19 protein-coding genes and 1 pseudogene are annotated in these 20,508 nt (G+C 68.6%); 14 read left to right on the forward strand and 6 right to left on the reverse strand.

What is annotated here, in order from left to right; all coding sequences use genetic code 11:
* Positions 1 to 38 precede the first annotated feature (38 nt).
* On the reverse strand, positions 39 to 1,259 hold the full coding sequence (gene mftD, locus ACYVBN_RS09695) for a beta/alpha barrel domain-containing protein (protein WP_460600323.1): 1,221 nt from the start codon (positions 1,257 to 1,259) through the stop codon (positions 39 to 41).
* 106 nt (positions 1,260 to 1,365) lie between these two features.
* Here mftD and mftR point away from each other — a divergent pair, with 106 nt between their 5' ends.
* Positions 1,366 to 1,962: a mycofactocin system transcriptional regulator gene (gene mftR / locus ACYVBN_RS09700; protein ID WP_460600324.1), complete on the forward strand. Its 597-nt coding sequence runs from the start codon at positions 1,366 to 1,368 to the stop codon at positions 1,960 to 1,962.
* A gap of 89 nt (positions 1,963 to 2,051) precedes the next feature.
* Positions 2,052 to 3,293 (forward strand): GAF domain-containing protein, encoded by a 1,242-nt coding sequence (locus ACYVBN_RS09705; RefSeq protein ID WP_460600325.1) that lies wholly within the window; start codon positions 2,052 to 2,054, stop codon positions 3,291 to 3,293.
* Positions 3,294 to 3,308: 15 nt separating this feature from the next.
* Here ACYVBN_RS09705 and ACYVBN_RS09710 read toward each other — a convergent pair whose 3' ends face one another.
* Positions 3,309 to 3,950: an acetate uptake transporter family protein gene (locus tag ACYVBN_RS09710; protein WP_460600326.1), complete on the reverse strand. Its 642-nt coding sequence runs from the start codon at positions 3,948 to 3,950 to the stop codon at positions 3,309 to 3,311.
* Between the two features lie 235 nt (positions 3,951 to 4,185).
* Here ACYVBN_RS09710 and acs point away from each other — a divergent pair.
* From acs to ACYVBN_RS09730, 4 genes and pseudogenes are all read left to right on the forward strand, one after another.
* Positions 4,186 to 6,145 (forward strand): annotated as a pseudogene (gene acs / locus ACYVBN_RS09715) (acetate--CoA ligase).
* Positions 6,146 to 6,194: 49 nt separating this feature from the next.
* Positions 6,195 to 7,454 (forward strand): sigma-54-dependent transcriptional regulator family protein, encoded by a 1,260-nt coding sequence (locus ACYVBN_RS09720; RefSeq protein ID WP_460600327.1) that lies wholly within the window; start codon positions 6,195 to 6,197, stop codon positions 7,452 to 7,454.
* Positions 7,455 to 7,551: 97 nt separating this feature from the next.
* Positions 7,552 to 9,075: an aldehyde dehydrogenase family protein gene (gene exaC, locus ACYVBN_RS09725; protein WP_460600328.1), complete on the forward strand. Its 1,524-nt coding sequence runs from the start codon at positions 7,552 to 7,554 to the stop codon at positions 9,073 to 9,075.
* Positions 9,076 to 9,099: 24 nt separating this feature from the next.
* Positions 9,100 to 9,462 carry a DUF779 domain-containing protein gene (locus ACYVBN_RS09730; protein WP_460600329.1) on the forward strand — a complete coding sequence of 121 codons (363 nt, stop codon included), beginning with the start codon at positions 9,100 to 9,102 and terminating at the stop codon, positions 9,460 to 9,462.
* A 112-nt stretch (positions 9,463 to 9,574) separates the two neighbouring features.
* Here ACYVBN_RS09730 and ald read toward each other — a convergent pair whose 3' ends face one another.
* Entirely contained in the window at positions 9,575 to 10,690 is a 1,116-nt protein-coding gene (gene ald / locus ACYVBN_RS09735) for an alanine dehydrogenase (protein WP_460600330.1), read from the reverse strand.
* Positions 10,691 to 10,972: 282 nt separating this feature from the next.
* Between ald and ACYVBN_RS09740 the strand changes: the two genes are divergently transcribed.
* The 3 genes from ACYVBN_RS09740 to ACYVBN_RS09750 are packed head-to-tail and all read left to right on the forward strand — an operon-like array spanning position 10,973 to position 13,133.
* On the forward strand, positions 10,973 to 11,743 hold the full coding sequence (locus ACYVBN_RS09740) for a hypothetical protein (RefSeq protein ID WP_460600331.1): 771 nt from the start codon (positions 10,973 to 10,975) through the stop codon (positions 11,741 to 11,743).
* Between the two features lie 15 nt (positions 11,744 to 11,758).
* On the forward strand, positions 11,759 to 12,496 hold the full coding sequence (locus ACYVBN_RS09745; protein ID WP_460600332.1) for a class F sortase: 738 nt from the start codon (positions 11,759 to 11,761) through the stop codon (positions 12,494 to 12,496).
* 25 nt (positions 12,497 to 12,521) lie between these two features.
* Positions 12,522 to 13,133, forward strand: coding sequence for a hypothetical protein (locus ACYVBN_RS09750; RefSeq protein WP_460600333.1), 612 nt, complete (start codon positions 12,522 to 12,524; stop codon positions 13,131 to 13,133).
* 381 nt (positions 13,134 to 13,514) lie between these two features.
* On the opposite strand, the gene ACYVBN_RS09755 is transcribed toward ACYVBN_RS09750, so the two are convergent.
* A complete protein-coding gene (locus ACYVBN_RS09755; protein WP_460600334.1) occupies positions 13,515 to 14,402 on the reverse strand; it encodes a MurR/RpiR family transcriptional regulator in 888 nt (295 codons plus the stop codon).
* A gap of 53 nt (positions 14,403 to 14,455) precedes the next feature.
* On the opposite strand from ACYVBN_RS09755, the gene ACYVBN_RS09760 reads away from it, so the two are divergent.
* Positions 14,456 to 15,241 (forward strand): glucosamine-6-phosphate deaminase, encoded by a 786-nt coding sequence (locus ACYVBN_RS09760; RefSeq protein ID WP_460600335.1) that lies wholly within the window; start codon positions 14,456 to 14,458, stop codon positions 15,239 to 15,241.
* A gap of 31 nt (positions 15,242 to 15,272) precedes the next feature.
* Here the strand turns inward: ACYVBN_RS09760 and ACYVBN_RS09765 are convergent, their stop codons facing one another.
* Together ACYVBN_RS09765 and ACYVBN_RS09770 are read right to left on the reverse strand one after the other, a co-directional pair.
* A complete protein-coding gene (locus ACYVBN_RS09765) occupies positions 15,273 to 15,575 on the reverse strand; it encodes a YrhK family protein (protein WP_460600336.1) in 303 nt (100 codons plus the stop codon).
* Between the two features lie 25 nt (positions 15,576 to 15,600).
* Entirely contained in the window at positions 15,601 to 15,744 is a 144-nt protein-coding gene (locus ACYVBN_RS09770) for a hypothetical protein (protein WP_460600337.1), read from the reverse strand.
* Between the two features lie 821 nt (positions 15,745 to 16,565).
* Between ACYVBN_RS09770 and ACYVBN_RS09775 the strand changes: the two genes are divergently transcribed.
* The 4 genes from ACYVBN_RS09775 to ACYVBN_RS09790 all read left to right on the forward strand — a co-directional run bounded on the left by ACYVBN_RS09775 (position 16,566) and on the right by ACYVBN_RS09790 (position 20,505).
* Complete coding sequence (locus ACYVBN_RS09775; protein WP_460600338.1) at positions 16,566 to 18,320, forward strand: glycoside hydrolase family 15 protein; 1,755 nt, start codon at positions 16,566 to 16,568, stop codon at positions 18,318 to 18,320.
* Positions 18,317 to 19,345, forward strand: a complete 1,029-nt coding sequence (locus tag ACYVBN_RS09780; protein WP_460600339.1) for an SDR family oxidoreductase — start codon at positions 18,317 to 18,319, stop codon at positions 19,343 to 19,345. Before ACYVBN_RS09775 ends, ACYVBN_RS09780 begins: the two co-directional genes overlap by 4 nt.
* Entirely contained in the window at positions 19,342 to 19,698 is a 357-nt protein-coding gene (locus tag ACYVBN_RS09785) for a hypothetical protein (protein WP_460600340.1), read from the forward strand. The genes ACYVBN_RS09780 and ACYVBN_RS09785 overlap by 4 nt, the downstream gene beginning before the upstream one ends.
* 66 nt (positions 19,699 to 19,764) lie before the next feature.
* Positions 19,765 to 20,505, forward strand: coding sequence for a GAF and ANTAR domain-containing protein (locus ACYVBN_RS09790; protein WP_460600341.1), 741 nt, complete (start codon positions 19,765 to 19,767; stop codon positions 20,503 to 20,505).
* Positions 20,506 to 20,508 lie beyond the last annotated feature (3 nt).

Here is a 20,508-nt window from a genome sequence, read left to right on the forward strand (position 1 = left end):
TCTAGTTCGACATCGCATGTCGTGTGACATATCTGCCGTCATACGGCGACGAGCGGTGCTGTCACGGCGCGGTCGAACCCGCCCGGGATCAGCAGGTGTTCCGGCCGCAACTCGTCGATCGAGGACAGCCCGAGGCCGAGCAGAGCCGAGTCGATGCCGCTGCGCAACACGTCCAGCACGTTTTCGACACCCGCTTGACCATTGGCCGCCAGCCCCCACAGGTAGGCGCGACCGATGAGGACGGCATCTGCACCGAGTGCGAGCGCCTTCACCACGTCGGACCCGCGCCGTATGCCGCCGTCGAGCAGCACGGTGATCTGGCCGCCGACGGCTTCGCTCACCGGTCGCACCGCACGGATCGTTGCCGGGGTGCCGTCGAGGTTGTTGCCGCCGTGGTTGGACACCGAGATGGCGTCGACGCCGGCGTCGACCGCTCGGAGCGCGTCATCGACGCGGTAGACACCCTTGAGTACGAACGGTTTCCCGCTGAGTTGCTTCCACTGGTCAGCCATCCAGGCGACGTCGTCCCACGTGGGCGGCGGTGTGGTCATCCACTCGTAGTAGGCGCCGAAGAACGTCGGCGCCTCGCCACCGGGCGCCTGCAGGTTGGGTGTCGTCAGGTCGGGAATCGTCCCTCTCCTGCCGAACTCCCACAACCATCGCGGCCTGGTCGCGACCTTCGGCGCGAAGCGGACCATGGTCTGCACGTCGACCTTCTCCGGGATCTCCGGGCTCCCCCAGTCACGGCCCATCGAGAACGACCAGTCGAGCGTCGCGATCAACCCTTGCGCCCCAGCGGCACAGGCACGTTCCATTCGCTGGATCATGACCTCACGCTGGCCGGTCCAGTACATCTGGAAGAAGGTCGGTGCGCCGGTCGCGGTCACCTCTTCCACCGACTTGCTGGCGAAGTTGGACAGGCCCATGACCGTGCCGCGGCTGGCAGCGGCCCTCGCCACCGCGACCTCGCCGTCCGGGTGAACGGCCTGCACGCCGGTCGGACTGATCAGCACCGGCAAGGACACGTCCTGGCCGAGCACCGTGCGGCTCATCGAGCGCTCGGGCCGGTGACCGGCGACGTGCGGGGCGAGCCCCAGCTCGGTGAACGCCCGCTGGTTGTCCTCGATGGTCTGGCCGCGCTCCGACCCGGCGATCAGGGCGCCATACACCGGTGTGGGGAGCCTCTTGCGAGCGCGCTCCTGCGCGACGGCGACGGATTCGAACCAGGGATTCTGTTTCCAGGGGTTCGCGAACTTCATCGGGTCATCCTTCGTCGGCTTGCCGTGTTCTTCGGAATATGTGATCGGGACCACACAATAATGGCACTCGGGGTCAAAAAGAAAGCGATGCGGTAATTTGGCGATCATGACCACGACGTCACCCCGCCCGGGAGTAGGGCGTCCCGTCGCGACATCGCACGCCGAGATCGAGCGGGTCGCCTTCCGGCTTTTCGCCGAAAAGGGTTTCGTCGGAACGACTTTGGAAGACATCGCGCGCGCCGCCGGCATCGGTCGGCGCACTCTGCTGCGTTACTACCGATCGAAGAACGACATACCGTGGGGACGTTTCGACGACACGCTCAGCGGCTTCCGCAGCATCCTGCACAGCTTCGACGACCGGCCGTTGCACGAGGCCGTCCACCTCGGGGTCATCGAGTTCAACCGCTTCCCTGCCGCCGCCATGGCCGAGCACCGCACGCGGATGCAGCTGATCCTCACGACGCCGGAGTTGCAGGCACACTCCGTGCTCCGCTATGCCGAGTGGCGCCAGGTCGTGGCTGCGTATGTCGCCACGAGAACACGTTCCGAACCATCCGCGTTGCTACCGCAGATGGCCAGCCACGTGGCGCTCGCGCTGTCGATGGCGGGGTATGGCGAGTGGCTGGCAGGGGACGCAGGTGCCGACCTACCCGCCGTTCTCGATCGCGCGTTGCGCACCTTGCAGGACTACTTGGCGGTCTGACCCTGCCGGCCGCGACCGGTGCCGGGTCCACCGTCGATCTGCCCGATCAGCCAGGTGTATCCACGTCGGGTACGCGGTGTACTGATGCGATGAGCCCTCGACCAGCGGCGAGCATGCGCGCCCGGGTCGCCGACTCGTGGCATCGATCAGCCGCTGCGGGAGTCGATCCGGACTCGACCAACGCAGCGATCACCCTGCCCTCGGACACCCTGCGCGACTACCGCGAGGCGCACCCGCTCGCGCGGATCCTGCCGATTCTCGACGATGCGCTGGGCCAGACGGCGATCGAATGCGAGTCGCTGATGGCGGTGGCCGATCACCAGGGCCAGCTGCTGTGGGTACGTGGCCATTCGGGCGTCCTGCGAAAGGCGGAGTCGATCGGCTTCGTGGAGGGCAGCAACTGGGAGGAACGGCTCGCCGGGACGAACGCGCCGGGAATGGCGCTTGCTCTCGACGAGCCGGTGCGGGTCGCCGGTGCCGAGCACTTCCGCCATACAGTGCGCCCGTGGAGCTGTGCGGCCGCACCGATCCATGACCCGCAGGACGGCAGCATCCTTGGCGTGCTGGACGTCACCGGTGCCACCCGGGCCATCGGGCCGCAGGCCCTGGCGATGGTGCGAGCGGTCGCGCGGATGGCCGAGACGGAGATGGCGCGGGACCTCCGGTCGCGGCCGGGAGCCGCGGACGCTCACGAGGCCTTCGGATTCCCCAGAGCTCGTCTCGAATTCCTGGGCCGCACCGACGCGCTGCTGACCATGGGCCCCGTCGGCTGCTCGCGAACCGTGCGAATGAGCCCGCGGCACAGCGAGATTCTGCTGCTGCTGACCGGAACTCCGACCGGCTTGTCCGGCCCGGAACTGGGGACTCAGCTCTACGAGGAGGACATGATCTCCTCCACGCTCCGGGCGGAGATGACCAGGCTGCGCAACCTGCTCGGCGAGGACCTCCTGCCGTCGCGGCCGTATCGACTGGCCGCCGAGGTCACCGCCGACTGGCTCGCCATCGAGGCGCAACTCGCCGCAGGAGATGTCGCTGCGGCCGTGCGCACCTACCGCGGACCCATCCTTCCTCGCTCCGTCGCCCCGGGCGTATGCCGGATCCGCGACAGCGTCCAGTCGAGCCTGCGCGAAGCGGTGCTGCGAAGCGGTCAACCCGAGCTCATGTCGCACTGGACCACCTCGAGCTGGGGAGCGGACGACTACGAGATGTGGCAGGTGCAGTCGCGATCGCTCGACCCCCGATCGCCGTTGTTGCCGATGGTCCGCGGCCAATTGCACCGACTAGACGTCAGCCTGGGCGCCGTGGACCACAGCTGTTCCTACGGGCACTGAGGTCCTGCCCCGGACTCACTGCAGCACGGGCCGTCCCACCGGCAGCCCTCGCCCGCCCGTCGCCGCCGCCAGTGCGTTGTAGAAGAGGTACACGCCGACCAGCACGAAGGCGAACACCGCGAACCCGCCGGCCTTGGTCAGGCCGGAACTCGCTTGTGAGGTGCCGAGCAGAACCAGGGCGAGCGCCACGTCGACCAACACGAACAGCACGGTGAAAACCAGCGGCAAGCGCAGCGTGCAGAGCGTGAGCATCACGATGACACACAGCCACGTGGTGAGGAAGAGCTCCTGCGTTCGCACGGCGTCCTGTGCCGCGACTCCGAACCAGCCATGGGTGAGACCGAGCACGAGCGCGGCGTAGCTGAGCCAGAACCCCGCGAACGTGCCGAAGACGCTCGCGACCGCGTTCTGGGCGAGCGAAGCGGCCCAGACCGCGGCGATCACCTGGCCGAGACCCGTGGCCGTCATGATGATCGGGATCGACGCGCCGACAGACGCCGCTGGGACGAACCCGACGAGTACAAGGCCGAGCGCGATCGATCCAGCGACGAACGTCGGGACGCCGATGACTGCCGGGTCACCCACGACGACGGCGCTCGCGTGTTCACTGTCGTCCGGAGTCTCGCGGGCTGCTGCCCGGGTTGCTGTCTCGGTCATGACTGTCACTCCTGTGCCGTAGGGGGGCGGAAATGCTTGTCGTCGAAGGGAAAACGCGGCCGTGACGAACGCTCGACCGTGGTGAAGAGCGTAGGAACGCACGGCTGCAATGACGCTGCACGACTACCTGGCGGTCCGACCCGGGCAATGACGCCGTTGACCAGTGCAACGTTGCTGCAACCTGACGCTCCTTACCGTGTGGGCCGCATCACGTCGACACCCCTGGAGAAGATCAATGGCGCAAACCACTTTGTCCAATCTGTTGCACGAGACGCGACGTTTCGATCCGCCGGCCGACCTGGCCGCCTCGGCCAACCTCACGGCTGACGCGTATGCCGCGGCTGACGCCGACCGACTGGGTTTCTGGGCGGAGCAGGCGGAGCGGGTCACCTGGGACACGCCCTTCACCGAGGTGCTGGACTGGTCCGACCCGCCGTTCGCCAAGTGGTACGTCGGCGGCAGGCTGAACGCGGCATACAACTGCCTGGACCGGCACGTCGAGGCCGGCAACGGCGACCGCGTCGCCTACTACTTCGAGGGTGAGCCCGGAGACACCCGGACGATCACCTACGCGCAGTTGAAGGACGAGGTCTGCCAGGCCGCGAACGCGCTCATCGAGCTGGGCGTCAGGACGGGGGACCGGGTCGCGATCTACCTGCCGATGATTCCCGAGGCCGTCGTGGCGATGCTGGCGTGCGCGCGGCTCGGTGCGCCGCACACGGTCGTCTTCGGTGGCTTCTCCGCGTCGGCGCTGCGCGACCGGATCATCGACTGCCAGGCGGAGATCGTCCGTCATCACCGCGGACGGCGGCAACCGCAAGGGCAAGCCCTCGGCGCTGAAGCCGGCTGTCGACGAGGCGTTGCAGGAGTGCCCCGACGTCCGAAACGTGCTGGTGGTCAAGCGAACCGGTCAGGACGTCGGCTGGACCGAGGGCCGTGACCTGTGGTGGGACGACGTGGTCGGAAAGCAGTCGACCGAGCACACGCCGGAGGCGTTCGACGCCGAGCACCCGCTGTACGTCATGTACACCTCGGGCACGACCGGCAAGCCCAAGGGCATCCTGCACACGACCGGTGGCTACCTGGTGGGTACGGCATACACCCATTGGTCGGTCTTCGACATCAAGCCCGAGACCGACGTCTACTGGACCGCGGCCGACATCGGCTGGGTGACCGGGCACTCCTACATCGTCTACGGTCCGCTGACCAACGGCACCACGTCGATCATGTACGAAGGCACGCCGGAGACCCCGCACCCCGGCCGCTGGTGGGAGATCGTCGCCAAGTACAAGGCGACGATCCTCTACTGCGCCCCGACCGCGATCCGCACCTTCATGAAGATCGGCCCGGAGGTCCCGGCCGCGCACGACCTGACGTCGCTGCGGCTCATCGGGTCGGTCGGCGAGCCGATCAACCCGGAGGCCTACGTCTGGTACCGCGACACGATCGGTGGCGGCAAGACTCCCGTCGTCGACACCTGGTGGCAGACCGAGACCGGGATGATCATGATCAGCCCGCTGCCGGGCGTCACGAGCACCAAGCCCGGCTCGGCGATGAACGCGTTGCCCGGTGTCGTCGCAGATGTCGTGGACGACTCCGGTGAGTCGGTGCCCGACGGCTCGGGTGGCTACCTGGTGCTCAAGGAACCCTGGCCGGCGATGCTGCGCACCATCTGGGGTGACGACGACCGTTATGTCGACACCTGCTGGTCGCGCTTCAAGGGCCTCTACTTCGCCGGCGACGGTGCCAAGAAGGACGAGGACGGCGACATCTGGGTGCTCGGTCGCGTGGATGACGTCATGAACGTCTCCGGGCACCGGTTGTGGACGACCGAGATCGAGTCGGCCCTCGTGTCCCACCCGAAGGTCGCCGAAGCTGCCGTCGTCGGCGCCGCCGACGTGACGACGGGGCAGGCGGTGGTTGCCTTCGTCATCCTGCGTGCGAGCGCCGACGGCGGCGGAGACGACGTGGTCGACGAGCTGCGCAAGCATGTCTCGTCCGAGATAGGGGCGATAGCCCGCCCGCGCAGCATCCTCGTCGTCACCGAGTTGCCCAAGACGCGCTCGGGCAAGATCATGCGACGCCTGCTGCGCGACGTCGCCGAGCACCGCGAGGTGGGCGATGTGACCACGCTGGCCGACTCCTCGGTGATGGGTGCCATCGAGCAGGGCATCACCACCTCGACCGAAAGCTAACGGGCACACTGCGATTGCCGCCCCGGCAGCTGCCGGTTACCGTGGACCGATGGGATCGTCGGGATCCATCCAGCCGCATGATGATCGTCGTCGCGCCGAACAAGCCCGCGCCGCGTTCCTCGACGAGCGCGCGCGGGGTCAGGTCCGTCCTGAGGTCTACCAGTCGTGGCTCCGCTCGCTGACGGACGGACTCGAGCCGGAGGCCGAGCTGTCCCAGGAGCCACTGGCCGACGATGCGCTCAGTGCACTGCGGGATCAGCATCCGCTCGCGGCATCAATGCCATTGATCCGCTCGCTCCTGACGCAGAGTGCCACGGAAGCAGGCCTCCTCGTCGCCGTGAGCGATGCAGCCGGTCGGCTGATGTGGGTCGAGGGCAACACCACGCTGCGTCGGCGCGCGGAGAAGATGCTGTTCCTCCCCGGCGCCGACTGGACCGAGCAGGCGGTGGGAACCAACGCACCCGGCACCGCGATCGCGATCGACCGCGCTGTCCGCATCCACGGCGCCGAGCACCTGGCTCGTCAGGTGACGCCGTGGAGTTGCTCGGCCGCGCCGATCCACGATCCCGACACCGGAGCGAAGCTCGGCGCACTCGACCTCACCGGCGACGACGACGCCGCCACCCCACAGAGCCTCGCGCTGGTCGGCGCAACGGTCGCTGCGGTCGAGGCACAGTTGCGCGTCGCCCGGCTGACTTCGGGTATGGCGAGCTACGACTCGTCCCAGTTCGCGTCCGCTCACCAGCTGACAGTCCTCGGATGTGGCGGCGCCACTCTGTCCAACGGCGAGAGCGTGCACAGATTCGGCCTTCGCCACAGTGAGCTGCTGCTGCTGTTGTCGGAGGCGTCGGACGGTATGACGGCAGACCAGCTGGCCGTCGCGCTGAGTGATGACGACCGGCCCTCGGTGACCCTTCGTGCAGAGATCTCCAGGCTGAGATCGTCGCTCCCGTCACGACTGTTGTTGTCGCGCCCCTACCGTTTCGGGACCGAGGTCCGCAGTGACGTCGCGGTCGTGCGCGATCACCTTGATCGCGGGGAGATCGGTGCCGCCGTCAGCGCCTACCGAGGTCCGGTGCTGCCCAACTCGGAGGCCCCGGCCGTCATACAGATCCGGGAGCAGCTACACGCGCGGATGCGCAATTCGATTCTGAAACACGGTGATTCGGACCTACTGCTGCGGTTCGCCGACACGACGTTCGGGCGTGACGACCTGCAGCTCTGGGAGGCTGCTGAATCCTTGATGAGCCCGCGCTCCCCGCGCAGCGACACCGTCGCCGCACGCGTCAGCCGACTGCGCGGGTCGTGATCCGCAGCGCAACGTTCGTGCAACGTTGCGCTACGTAATCTGCGTCACACGCCGGGCAAGGATGCCCGGAGCGGAATCCCCCAGAAGGACACGCAGAATGACGATTTACGCGCGGCCGGGCGACCAGGGCAGCCCCGCCTCCTACAAGTCCCGCTACGACAACTTCATCGGCGGCGAATGGGTGCCGCCCGTGACCGGCAAGTACTTCGAGAATGTTTCCCCGGTCAACGGCAAGGTCTTCACCGAGGTCGCCCAGTCGACCGCCGCCGACGTCGACAAGGCACTCGACGCGGCGTGGGCGGCCGCCCCGGGATGGGGCAAGACCTCGGTCACCGAGCGGTCCAACATCCTGTTGCAGATCGCCGACCGGATCGAGCAGAATCTCGAGATGCTCGCTGTCGGCGAGACGTGGGACAACGGCAAGCCGGTCCGCGAGACCCTTGCCGCCGACCTCCCGCTCGCAGTCGATCACTTCCGCTACTTCGCGGGCGCGATCCGGGCGCAGGAGGGTCACCTGAGCCAGATCGACGACGACACCGTCGCCTATCACTTCCACGAACCGCTGGGCGTCGTCGGTCAGATCATCCCGTGGAACTTCCCACTGTTGATGGCGACCTGGAAGCTGGCTCCCGCGCTGGCTGCCGGCAACTGCGTCGTACTGAAACCCGCCGAGCAGACGCCGGCCTCGATCCTGCTTCTGATGGAGCTGATCGGCGACCTGCTGCCGCCCGGAGTCCTCAACGTTGTCAACGGTTTCGGTGTCGAGGCGGGCAAGCCGCTCGCCTCCTCCAACCGGATCCGCAAGATCGCGTTCACCGGGGAGACGACGACCGGCCGGCTCATCATGCAGTACGCCAGCGAGAACCTCATCCCGGTCACTCTCGAGCTCGGCGGCAAGAGCCCGAACGTCTTCTTCGACGACGTCGCCGCCAAGGATGACGCGTTCTACGACAAGGCGCTCGAGGGCTTCGCGATGTTCGCGCTCAACCAGGGTGAGGTCTGCACCTGCCCGAGCCGTGCGCTGATCCAGAAGCCGATCTTCGACTCGTTCCTGGCTGCCGGCACCGAGCGGGTGAAGGCGATCAAGCAGGGCAACCCGCTGGACACCGAGACCATGATCGGAGCCCAAGCCAGCAACGACCAGCTCGAGAAGATCCTCTCCTACATCGACATCGGCACCAAGGAAGGTGCACGGGTCGTCACCGGTGGTGAGCGTGTGGACCTCGGTGGCGATCTGTCCGGCGGATACTACGTTGCACCAACGATTTTCGCTGGCAACAACAAGATGCGGATCTTCCAGGAGGAGATCTTCGGGCCCGTCCTCTCGGTGACCGAGTTCGACGGCTTCGATGACGCGATCGACATCGCCAACGACACTCTCTACGGTCTCGGCGCCGGTGTCTGGTCGCGCGACACCAACACGGCGTACCGCGCCGGCCGGGAGATCCAGGCCGGTCGGGTGTGGACGAATACGTACCACCAGTACCCGGCACACGCGGCGTTCGGAGGTTACAAGTCGTCCGGCATCGGTCGCGAGAACCACGCGATGATGCTGGACCACTACCAGCAGACGAAGAACCTGCTGGTCTCTTACAGCGAGAACAAGCTCGGGTTCTTCTAAATCACCCCGATCCGAGGAGAGTCGATGAGCCACTATCAAGTGGCCGTCACCGACGAGGCGGCGCAGATGCTGCGCCGCCTCGTCGATGAGCACGGCAAGCTGATGTTCCACCAGTCCGGTGGTTGCTGCGACGGGTCGTCTCCCATGTGCTACCCGGACGGCGAATACCGGCTGGGTCAGCGCGACGTGCACCTCGGGGACCTGGCGATCGGTGACGGCTACGACTGTGTGCCTGTTTACATCTCCGGTGAGCAGTTCGAGGTATGGCGCCACACGGAACTCACCATCGATCTGGTGCCGGGACGCGGGTCCGGCTTCTCACTGGAGGGGCCGACGGGGTATCGGTTCCTCACCCGGTCCGACGTGTGCACGCCACCCGATCAGTAGGTTCCACGCCCGGTGATCGAGCGGCATACCGCTGCATTGAGCGGCATACCGGGTCGGCCGGTTTCGCTACGCCGCTCAATCCCGTGGTATGCCGGTCAATCTTCGCAATGGGCTACGCGAGCACCGTTGCGGGGTCGACGTATTCGATGCCGTGGGCCTGCGCGACGGGCTCGCACACGACATCGCCGGCATACGTGTTCAGCCCGCGGGCCAGCGCCGGGTCGGACCGCAGCGCCGCACGCCAGCCCTGCGCCGCCAGCTTGACGACATAGGGCAGCGTGGCGTTGGTGAGCGCCCAGGTGGAGGTGTTGGGCACCGCCCCGGGCATGTTGGCGACGCAGTAGAAGGTGCTGCCGTGCACCTGGAACGTCGGGTCGGAGTGGGTCGTGGGGTGGGTGTCCTCGAAGCAGCCGCCCTGGTCCACGGCAATGTCGACCAGCACCGATCCGGGTTTCATGTTCGCGACCATCTCGTGGGTGACCAGCTTCGGCGCCCGGGCGCCCGGGACGAGCACCGACCCGATGACCAGGTCGGCACCCAGCACCTGCTCGCGCACGGCCATGGACGAGCTGGCGATCTGCCGCACCCGGTTGTCGTAACGCCAGAACGTCATCCGCAGCTTCTCCAGGTCGGTGTCCAGCACCGTGACGTCGGCACCCATCCCGAGCGCGATGTTGGCGGCGTTCTGGCCGGTCACACCGGCGCCGAGTACGACTACCTTGGCACTGGCCACCCCGCCGACGCCGCCCATCAGCACCCCCGAACCGCCCTGCGCCTTCAACAGCGCGTGCGCCCCCACCTGTGGCGCCAGGCATCCGGCCACTTCGCTCATCGGGTAGAGCAACGGCAACATGCCGGACGGCAATTGCACCGTCTCATAAGCGATCCCGGTGACCTTGCGCTGCATCAACTCACGCGTCAGGGTTTCGTCCGCGGCCAGGTGCAGGTAGGTGAACAGAGTCAGGTCGGCGCGCATCCGGTGGAACTCCTCCGCCACCGGCTCCTTCACCTTCAGCACCAGCTCCGCGTCGCCCCACACGTCGTCGGCCGCGTCCACGATGGTGGCACCCTCGGCGACATACTGCTCGTCGCTGATCGAGCTCCCCTCCCCGGCGCCGCGCTGCACGAGCACGTCGTGACCGCTGCGGACCAACTCATGGACGCCGACCGGGGTGATGGCCACCCGGTGTTCGCCCGACTTGATCTCGGTGGGTACTCCGATCCTCATGGCTGCGGCTCCTGTCGTCGACGTCGTCACGCGAGCGTCTTCGAGACTAGCCACGGCACCGCGCGACCGTCACGGGTTCGAGCCGCCCACCGCTCGTCCACCGGGTATGGCGATTCGGCGACCGCCACCGGCGATCCGGCGCGGCATCGACCCATCCGATCCACTCCCGGTGCCGAACTCCCCCCGAGCACCACGCAGGACCGGTGCTCGCCCACAGACGGCAGGTTCGGGATCGCGTCGGCCGTTCCCCGAAGGAAGTCCGAAGGAAATCGAGGAAGTCTCATGACCAAGAAGGCGCTACTTCTTGCACCGGTCGCCGTCGCAGCACTGGCCGTCTCGGGTATGCCGGCCGCACACGCGGACACCGGAACCACGACCTACCAGGCCACCCTGACGTCGATCAACAACTCCGGGGCGTCCGGCACGTTGTGGCTCAAGCTGACCGGCAACAAGGCCGTCATCACCGAGCAGACCAGCGGTCTCGCCGCAACCTTCATGGGCGCGCCCTACCCGCACGTCCAGCACATCCACGGCGGCGCCATGGGCATGTGCCCCGACATGTCGGCCGACAAGAACGGCGACGGCGTCATCAGCACGACCGAGGGCGGCCCGCACTACGGCAACATCGTCACCACGCTGTCCACCAGCGGGGACACCAGCCCGGCGTCCGGCACGAACATCAAGATCGCCCCCAGCGGTGCGTCCTACAAGTACCACCGCACCATCACGTTGTCCGATACGTCGGTCGCGGCGCTGAAGGACGGCACCGCGGTGATCGTGGTCCACGGCCTCGACCCGTCGAAGCTGTCCAAGAAGGCACAGGGCGAGAAGAGCGACCTGGTGCCCTCGCTGCCGCTGGCGGCCACCTCGCCGGCACTGTGCGGCAAGGTCGTCGAGTCGCAGATGAACACGATGCCCAGCGGTGGCGTCCAGACCGGTGGTGGCGGCACCGCCGGCCTGCAGAACGCCGGATTGTTCTACGCCGCAGGCGTTCTCGCGCTCGGCGCCGGTGGCACGCTGGCCGCCCGCCGCAAATTCGGCAAGCAGCACTGAGGTAGTCGGCTCGATATGACTGCGACACGCCGCAGCCGGCGCCGCAACCGCACGGTCCTGTCCGTGGTGGCTGCGGTGCTGGTCGTGGCGGCGGCCGTGGTGCTGGTCGTCGCCATACGCTCCCAGCACCACGCGCCGCAACCGCCCGCGTCGGCCGCCCGACCGGCCGCCGAGGGCAACCGCACAGCGCCGTCGACCCCACCCGGCTCGAGTGCGGATCCGAGCAGAACCGCCGGCACGCCCGGATCCGACGCCAGCAGCCCGAGCACGCGTGGGCCGGTGCTGGACCGGTCGACACCGGTGTCGCTCAGCGTGCCGAAGATCGACATCAAGAACACGCCGCTGGCGCAGTACGGCGTCGACAAGCACCACGAGATCGCGGTCCCGCCGTCGAAGACGGACACCCCGGCGGGCTGGTTCACCGGGTCACCGACGCCCGGGCAACTCGGCCCGTCGGTGATCGTCGGCCACGTCGACTCCGACACCGGACCGGCGGTCTTCTTCCGGCTCGGCCAGTTGCGGCCCGGGGACCGGGCATCGGTGACCCTCGCCGATCACCGGGTGGCGGTCTTCGAGGTGGACAGCGTCGAACGCTTCAAGAAGGCCGACTTCCCGACCCTGGAGGTCTACGGCAACCTCGATCACGCCGGCCTGCGGCTGATCACCTGCGGTGGCCGCTACGACAACTCGATCCACCACTACGTCGACAACATCGTCGTCTACGCGCACCTCGTCTCCAGCCATCCCGCCTGATCCGGAGCCCGTCATGTCCGCCCACGTGCCTGCACGTACCACCGCCCGCATCGCCGCCCTGATGACGGCCGCTGCCCTGCTCGCCGGATGCGGCACCTCGGCCGGCACCTCCGCCGCCGGATCGGCCGACCCTGCGTCGGCCACCGCCTCCCAGCAGGCGTCCCAGGATCCCGCCGGCGAACAGCTCGTCGCCCACGAACGCCCGGTCGCCGAGGCGCCGGACGACGCCTCGATGGTGTGCTCCGACGAGCTGCGGGCCAGCATCGCCAAAGTGCTGCACGTCTCGTCCGTGCCGCGTGGACACGCGACTTGGGACGGCACGCTCTTCACCTGTCGGTACGACCTGTCGGCCGGCCCGCTCGTGCTGACCGTGCACCAGTCATCGGACAAGCAGGCGGCACAGGGCTACTTCCAGCAGCGCAAACAGGCCGCCGGCGGCCGGACCATCACCGGCCTGCAGTCACTCGGCCTGCCGGCCTTCCAGGACCGGGCCGGCACCGTCGGCTTCGTCAAGGACGACTTCACGCTGCTGGTCGACGCGAGCAAGCTGTCGGGCACGCTCGGCAGCCCGGACACCAGCCAGACCGACTTCGCCTACACCGTGGCCACCGACGTGCTGGCCTGCTGGAGTCACTGAGGAATCACTGAGGAATCACTGAGACGGCGCCGAGGATGGCATCGGGCCGTACCAAAGTCTCCCCAGGGTCAACACAAGACCAAACCCGACCCCCCTGGCCGCACCAAAGTCTCCCCAGGGTCGACACAAGACCAGACCCGAACCCCCTGGCCGTACCAAAGTCTCCCCAGGGTCGACACAAGACCAAACCCGACCCCCTGGCCGTACCAAAGTCTCCCCAGGGTCAACAAAAGACCAAACCCGACCCCCTGGCCGTACCAAAGTCTCCCCAGGGTCAACAAAAGACCAAACCCGACCCCCTGGCCGTACCAAAGTCTCCCCAGGGTCGAGAAGGGTCCGGCCCTCAAGCTCTCCGGCCCTCCGGCCGTCCGGGAGCGCCGGTCACGCCCTGTCGCTCAGCTGATGGCCGCGGACGGCCCGACGCATCCGGTCGGCGGCCGCCTTCTCCCGCTGCGGCGCCCGGGCGAGCAACCCCAGGTAGAGCAGGTCGACGACATACAGCTGGGCGATCCGGGAGGCGGTGCCACCGGACCGCAGCCGGGGTTCGTGCGCGACCGGACGCAGCGTGTGCGTCGACACCCGGCTGAGCGCGGAGGTGGCGATCGCGGTGATGGCTACCACGGTGACGCCCGCCTCGATGCCGGACTGCGCGACCTCGAGGCACTCGCGGGTGTCGCCGGAGTGGCTGATGACGACGGCGACCGTGTGGGCCCCGGCGCGCGCCGTCAGCGACAGCGCTCGGTGCACATCGGTGGTCGTGGTCACCGGCACTCCCACCAGTCCGAGTTTGAAGTCCAGGTCGGCGAGCACAGCGGCCGCAGCTCCGACACCGAAGCCGAGCACTTGCCGGGCGGCGCCGATCGCGTCGATGACCGACGCCGTCGTGTCGATGTCCAGTTGGGCGAAGGTCAGGTCGACCGCGTCCACGTGCGCATTGCGGACGGCACGGGCGACGGTGGCCAGGTCGGTGCTGTGCTGGACGTCCGCGAGTGACACCGCCGCCGGCTCGCGGCCCTGAGCGAGCGCCACCGCGATCAACGAGCGCAATTCGGGAAAGCTGGCGACATCGACGCTGTGGCAGAAGCGCGACACGGCGGCGTCCGAGGTCTCCGACCGGCGGGCGAGTTCGGCTGTCGACATGTGCACAACGTCCTGCGGCTGGCGGGCGATGGTGTCGGCGATGCGCTGCAGTGCCGGACTCAGCTGGTCCCGTCGGGCGGCCACCAGGCGCAGCACGTCGGTGGTCCGAGCGAGCGGCTCGTGGTGCACGAGGACCTCCCGGATCGTGCCGTGGAGTGACGCTCCACAATGATGGCGATAGAATGAAATTCTATTACATCACTGCAGAAGGGCACCGCGAGATGCACATCGAGGTCGTGGCCGACAACGCGGCGCTGGGTCGGGTCGCCGCCGACCGGATCCTGCGCTCGTATGACGAGGGCCGGCTCCAGGTCCTCGGTGTCGCGACCGGCGGCACGCCGGCCAGCACCTACCGTGAGCTGGCCGAGCGCAGCGAGGGACGTCTGCACGACATCCGCCTCGCGGCGCTGGACGAGTATGTCGGCCTGCCCGCGGACCACCCGGGCAGCTACACCACCTTCGTGCGGCAGAACATCGCCGAACCGCTGGGCATCGCACCGGGGCAGGTGGGTGTGCCGCGGGCCGAGGCAGCGGATCTCGCGGCCGCGGCGGCCGGCTTCGAGCAGCAGTTGCGCGACAACGGCGGCGTCGACCTGCAGATCCTCGGCATCGGCTCCAACGGCCACATCGGCTTCAACGAACCGGGCTCGGCCGCGGACTCACGCACCCGGGCGGTCACGCTGGCCGAACGCACCCGGCAGGACAACGCCCGCTTCTTCGATTCGATCGACGACGTGCCCCGGGAGGCCCTGACGCAGGGCATCGGCACGATCCTGGAAGCGCGCAGCATCCTGTTGCTGGCCTCCGGCGCGCGCAAGGCGCAGGCGCTGGCCCGTGCGCTGGAGCAGCCGCCGACCGCCGACTGCCCGGCGTCGTGGCTGCAGCGGCACCCCGACGTGCTGGTCGTGGCCGACGAGGCCGCCGCGGGCGCGCTCTCCCGGCGGCCGCTGGCGGCTCGAGGCGCCTGACCGGCGGCATACCGCCGCATCATCGGCGGCCTCAGAAGTCGCGCGCGGACTCGTGCGGCGTGCCGTCGGCGATCCGCCCTAGATGGATGCGGCGGACCAGCCGGATGCCGGGCCGGGCCACGAAGAGGATCGAGCCGACCAGGAAGAACCAGGTCGCGGTGATGGTCGTCGACTCCCAGAAGAACAGGATGCTGCCGACGACAAAGAGCACCCCCGCCAGGAAGTCGTTGGTGATCGACAGCGCCTCGTAGATGCCGCGGACCCGCAGCTCCTCGTGCCCGATCGTCAGGGTCACGTCGCGGGGATCGTGCTGTCGCTCGGTGTCTCGTGTCATGGACTCAGCCTGCCTCCGTGGCGCGTCAGATCTCGCGCGGGGTGCGCGGTGCGGTGTCGGGTGCGGCGTGCGGTGGCGCGTGCCGCGTCACCCTGGCGGCCCGGTAGGCCGGCTCCCGCAGCCGGCGGACCCAGGCGTAGGGCGGCAGGTCCGGCAGCGCGTGCAGCACCGGGTCGAAGTCAATTTCCGGTCCGCTACCCGGGCCCCAAGCTCGTCCTGGACGAGCTTGGTTTCTTCACACGACGTCAAGATTCTCGGCGTTTACCCAGCCCCGCCCGAGCGGCACTGAGGTCCTTTTGGAGGCGGCTCCGTGCCGAACCTGACCCTGGGGAGACTTTGGTACGCCACCAGCGGCATAGCCGGTGTCGGCAGCCGGTCATTTCTCGACACTGGGGAGACTTTGGTACGCCACCAGCCGGTATACCCGTGCCGAACCTGACCCTGGGGAGAGTTTGGTACGCCACCAGCCGGTATACCCGTGCCGAACCTGACCCTGGGGAGACTTTGGTACGCCACCAGCGGCATAGCCGGTCATTTCTCGACCCTGGGGAGACTTTGGTACGCCACCAGCGGCATAGCCGGTCATTTCTCGACCCTGGGGAGACTTTGGTACGCCGCCAGCCGGTGTACCCGTGCCGAACCTGACCCTGGGGAGCATGGCGGCGCGCGCAGCCGACCGATCGCCACCGTGATCCCGCGCAGCAGCGAACCGGCCGCGTCCGTCGTGACATCCAGGCTTCCCATGCCCGGCGACATACCCGGCCGGCCGCCGCTCGAACTGCGGACGGGTCGCTTCCCGCCCGCGCTGCGTAGATCCGCCGCGGATGGGTAGGGGAATGACATCCCCACTTCCACGGAAGGAGCCGATGCATGTCCCCAGGCGCACCACGGGGCGGGCGATCCCGCAATCAACACAAGGGATCGTCGGGAGGGAAGCGGACGCACGCTGCGCAACGCGGCCACCAGACCTGGGCGGCCAATCATCCGAGCGTGCTGCGTGATCTCGCCCTGCTGGCCGACGGCGAACGCGGTGCCGTCATCGGGCCGCAGGGCGACATCGTCTGGTTGTGCGTGCCCCGCTGGAACGACGAGCCGGTCTTCGCCAGCCTGCTCGGCGGCGCCGGTGAGTTCACCGTCACCCCGACCGACCCGTGGCACGTGTGGGGCGGCAGCTACGAGCCCGCGTCCTTGGTATGGCACAGCCGCTGGGTCGGCCACGACGGCATGATCGACTGCGACGAGGCGCTGAACTACCCCGCCGACCTGAGCACGGCCGTGCTGCTGCGCCGGGTCCGCGGAGTGACCGGCCCGGCCAAGGTGCAGGTGGTCCTGGAACCGGTCGGCGGGTTCAACGGCACCCCGGTGAAGAACTTCACGCTCGAGAACGACGTCTGGACCGGCACGGCCGGCGACCTCCACGTCCGGGTGAGCGGGCTGGCCGCTGCCACGATCGAGCGGCCCGGCCGGCTGGCCGCGGAGCTGGACATCCCGGCCGGCTCGCACCACGACATCGTGGTCGAGCTCACCCGCGACGAACTGTCCGACGATCCGCCCGAGGCGGACGAGCTGTGGACCGCGACCCGGTCGGCCTGGGACCGCGCGGTCCCCCAACTGGAGACGGTCCACTCCCGGCAGAATGTGCGCCAGTCGTATGCCGTGCTCGCCGGCCTCACCTCGGTCGACCACGGCATGGTGGCCGCCGCCACCCTGTCGCTGCCGGAGCGTGCCCGGGAGGGACGCAACTACGACTACCGCTACGCCTGGATCCGTGATCAGTGCTACGCGGGACAGGCGATCGCCGCGCTGGGGCCCTACTCACTGCTGGACTCGGCGCTGGCGTTCGTCACCGACCGCCTGCTCGAACACGGGGCGGACCTGCGGCCGGCATACACCGTCAGCGGTGAGTCGGTGCCCGACGAGCACCATGCCGGGCTGCCCGGCTATCCCGGCGGCGGCGACGTGGTCGGCAACTGGGTCAACGACCAGTTCCAGCTCGACACCCTCGGCGAGGCGCTGTCCATGTATGCCGCCGCGGCGCCGCACGGTCTGCTGCAGCCACGGCACTGGGAGGCGGTGGACACCTGCGTCGAAGTCATCGAGCAGAAGTGGGGCGAGCCGGACGCCGGCATCTGGGAGTTGGACAACGACCTCTACACCCAGTCGCGGCTGGCCTGCGTGGCCGGGCTGCGCGCGATCTCACGACACGTCGACGCCGCCGAAGCGGCACCCTGGCTGGCACTCGCCGACCGGATCCTGGCCAAGACCAGTGACACGTCATTGCATCCGACCGGCCGCTGGCAGCAGAGTCCCACCCAGGAACGCGTGGACGCCTCGCTGTTGCTGCCGACCGTGCGGGGCGGCATCGCCCCGGACGACCCGCGCAGTGTCGCCACCCGTTCGGCGGTGATGCGGGAGCTGACCCGGGACGGCCACGTCTACCGCTTCCGGCACGACCAGCGCCCGCTGGAGGAGGCCGAGGGCTCGTTCACCCTGTGCGGGCTGATCCTGGCGCTCGCCCAGGCCCAGGTCGGCGACCAGACCAAGGCCATCCACTACTTCGAACGCGCCCGGGTCTCGTGCACCAACTCCGGCCTCTACACCGAGGAGTACGACGTCCGCGAGCACCAGCTGCGCGGCAACCTGCCGCAGGCGTTCGTGCACGCGTTCTTCATCGAAGCCGCGGCGCGCCTGAGCACCCACTTCGACACCGGACCCGATTTCCACAACCCGCAGGAGCGCAGATGAACCTGACCAAGACGAACACCATCACCTCCGACACCGTGGTCGCGGTCACCGGCTCGACCGGCGGCATCGGGCGCGCCTCGGCCATCGAGTTCGCCAAACACGGCGCGACCGTCGCGCTGCTCGCGCGGGGCGCGGCCGGGCTGCGCGGCGCCGCCGAGGAGGTCGAGCGCGCCGGCGGCAAGGCCATCGCCATACCGACCGACATGGCCGATGCCGACCAGGTCAACGGTGCGGTCGACCGGATCGAGCAGGAGGTCGGCCCCATCGACATCTGGGTGAACGACGGATTCACCTCCGTGTTCGCGCCGTTCGACCAGATCAAGCCCGAGGAGTTCCGGCGGGTCACCGAGGTCAGCTACCTGGGCTACGTCTACGCCACGATGGCGGTGCTGCCCCGGATGAAGGAGCGCGGGCACGGCACGATCGTGCACGTGGGTTCGGCGCTGGCCTACCGCGGCATACCGCTGCAGTCGGCATACTGCGGCGCCAAGCACGCGATCCAGGGCTTCCACGAGGCGTTGCGCTGCGAACTGCTGCACGAGAACAGCCCGATCAAGGTGACCATGGTGCAGATGCCGGCCGTCAACACACCGCAGTTCTCCTGGGTGCTGTCCCGGTTGCCGCGGCACGCCCAGCCGGTGCCGCCGATCTATCAGCCGGAGGTGGCCGGGCGCGCCGTGGTGTATGCCGCTCAGCACCCGTCCCGGCGTGAGTACTGGGTCGGCGGGAGCACCATGGGGACGCTGGCGGCCAACGCCGTCGCGCCCGGCGTACTCGACCGCTACCTGGCCAAGACCGGCTTCAAGTCCCAGCAGACCCAGCAGCGGCGAGACCCGGACCAGCCCGAGAACCTGTGGGAGCCGGCCGACCAGGAGCGCGACTTCGGCACGCACGGCGTCTTCGACGGCAAGTCGACGGACCGGTCGGTGCAGCTGTGGGCGTCGCACCACCACGGCCTCCTCGGCGCCGCAGCGACCGGGGCCGCGATGCTCGCCGTGGGCGTCGGCCGCCGGCTCGCCCGATGAGCGGGTCCGCGCCGGTCCGGGGCCTGGAGGTCCTGCGCGCGGCATACGGCGTGGCGTTGCTGGCCGCACCCGAGCAACTCGGCCGCGCGGTGACCGGTGAGCGGCCCGGCGTGACCGCCACCTGGGTGATCCGGGCGCTGGGCGCTCGGCACGTGCTGCAGGCCGCGGTGACCGCCCGCGCACAGCCCGGCATCACCCGGCGGCTGGCCGCCGCGGTCGACGCGTTGCACCTCGTCTCGCTCGGGCCCATCGCGCTGCTCTGCGAGCCGCGTGAGCGGCGGTTGACCGGTGCGGACGCGGTCGTCGAGGCATTCTTCGCCGCGGCCGAGCGCCGTCACGATCGAGCCGCTTGACCCCTCCGCACGTCCGCCGCCGGAGCTGCTGTTGCACGCGCAGGAACACGGGCCAAAATATGCGGCATGGATGCTTTTGAGTTCGCAGCGCTCGCTCAAGAGTTGAGTCGAGCCGACGCCCCCGACCAGACCGCGGCCCAGGTCGTCGCCCATGCCTGCACGGCACTGGGCGCGACGCACGGCGGCGTCACCTTGATCCGCAGCCGGGGCCGGCTGGAGACGATCGGCGCTTCCGACGACGTGGTCGTCAAGGCCGACCAGTTGCAGTACGAGCTGGGCGAGGGGCCATGCCACGATGCCGCGTGGGAGGGGACCACGCTGGTCAGTCAGGACCTGAGCAGTGACACCCGCTGGCCCGAATGGGCGCCCCGCGTGGTGCAGTTGGGCATCAAGAGCGCGATGGGCGCCGAGCTGACCGCCGCCGACGACGGCCGGCGGCTGGGCGCGCTAAACCTCTACTGGACCGAGCCGACCGTCTTCACCGCGGACGACCTGGCCTATGCCAGCATCTTCGCCGTCCACGCCGCGGTGGCGCTGTCGGCGTCACTGCAGGATGCGCAACTGCACACGGCGCTCGACGCCCGGAAGGTGATCGGCCAGGCGGAGGGCATCCTGATGGAGCGGCACGACCTCTCGGCCGATCAGTCCTTCGAGGTGCTGCGCCGCTACTCCCAGGACCACAACATCAAGCTGCGCGAGGTGGCGCAGCAACTGGTCGACTCGCGCCGACTGCCCGAGGGCGGCGCCGCGCTCAGCACACCGATCCAGCCGGTCGACCCGGCACCGGATGCGGAGCCGGTCGCCTGAAGC

The organism is Flexivirga lutea (genome assembly GCF_054778955.1).

Excerpts from the sequence above, each read along its gene's own strand:
- mftD (WP_460600323.1), bottom strand. The coding sequence starts at position 1,259 with ATGAAGTTCGCGAACCCCTGGAAACAGAATCCCTGGTTCGAATCCGTC.
- mftR (WP_460600324.1), top strand. The coding sequence starts at position 1,366 with ATGACCACGACGTCACCCCGCCCGGGAGTAGGGCGTCCCGTCGCGACA.
- ACYVBN_RS09705 (WP_460600325.1), top strand. The coding sequence starts at position 2,052 with ATGAGCCCTCGACCAGCGGCGAGCATGCGCGCCCGGGTCGCCGACTCG.
- ACYVBN_RS09710 (WP_460600326.1), bottom strand. The coding sequence starts at position 3,950 with ATGACCGAGACAGCAACCCGGGCAGCAGCCCGCGAGACTCCGGACGAC.
- ACYVBN_RS09720 (WP_460600327.1), top strand. The coding sequence starts at position 6,195 with ATGGGATCGTCGGGATCCATCCAGCCGCATGATGATCGTCGTCGCGCC.
- exaC (WP_460600328.1), top strand. The coding sequence starts at position 7,552 with ATGACGATTTACGCGCGGCCGGGCGACCAGGGCAGCCCCGCCTCCTAC.
- ACYVBN_RS09730 (WP_460600329.1), top strand. The coding sequence starts at position 9,100 with ATGAGCCACTATCAAGTGGCCGTCACCGACGAGGCGGCGCAGATGCTG.
- ald (WP_460600330.1), bottom strand. The coding sequence starts at position 10,690 with ATGAGGATCGGAGTACCCACCGAGATCAAGTCGGGCGAACACCGGGTG.
- ACYVBN_RS09740 (WP_460600331.1), top strand. The coding sequence starts at position 10,973 with ATGACCAAGAAGGCGCTACTTCTTGCACCGGTCGCCGTCGCAGCACTG.
- ACYVBN_RS09745 (WP_460600332.1), top strand. The coding sequence starts at position 11,759 with ATGACTGCGACACGCCGCAGCCGGCGCCGCAACCGCACGGTCCTGTCC.
- ACYVBN_RS09760 (WP_460600335.1), top strand. The coding sequence starts at position 14,456 with ATGAAATTCTATTACATCACTGCAGAAGGGCACCGCGAGATGCACATC.
- ACYVBN_RS09765 (WP_460600336.1), bottom strand. The coding sequence starts at position 15,575 with ATGACACGAGACACCGAGCGACAGCACGATCCCCGCGACGTGACCCTG.
- ACYVBN_RS09780 (WP_460600339.1), top strand. The coding sequence starts at position 18,317 with ATGAACCTGACCAAGACGAACACCATCACCTCCGACACCGTGGTCGCG.
- ACYVBN_RS09785 (WP_460600340.1), top strand. The coding sequence starts at position 19,342 with ATGAGCGGGTCCGCGCCGGTCCGGGGCCTGGAGGTCCTGCGCGCGGCA.
- ACYVBN_RS09790 (WP_460600341.1), top strand. The coding sequence starts at position 19,765 with ATGGATGCTTTTGAGTTCGCAGCGCTCGCTCAAGAGTTGAGTCGAGCC.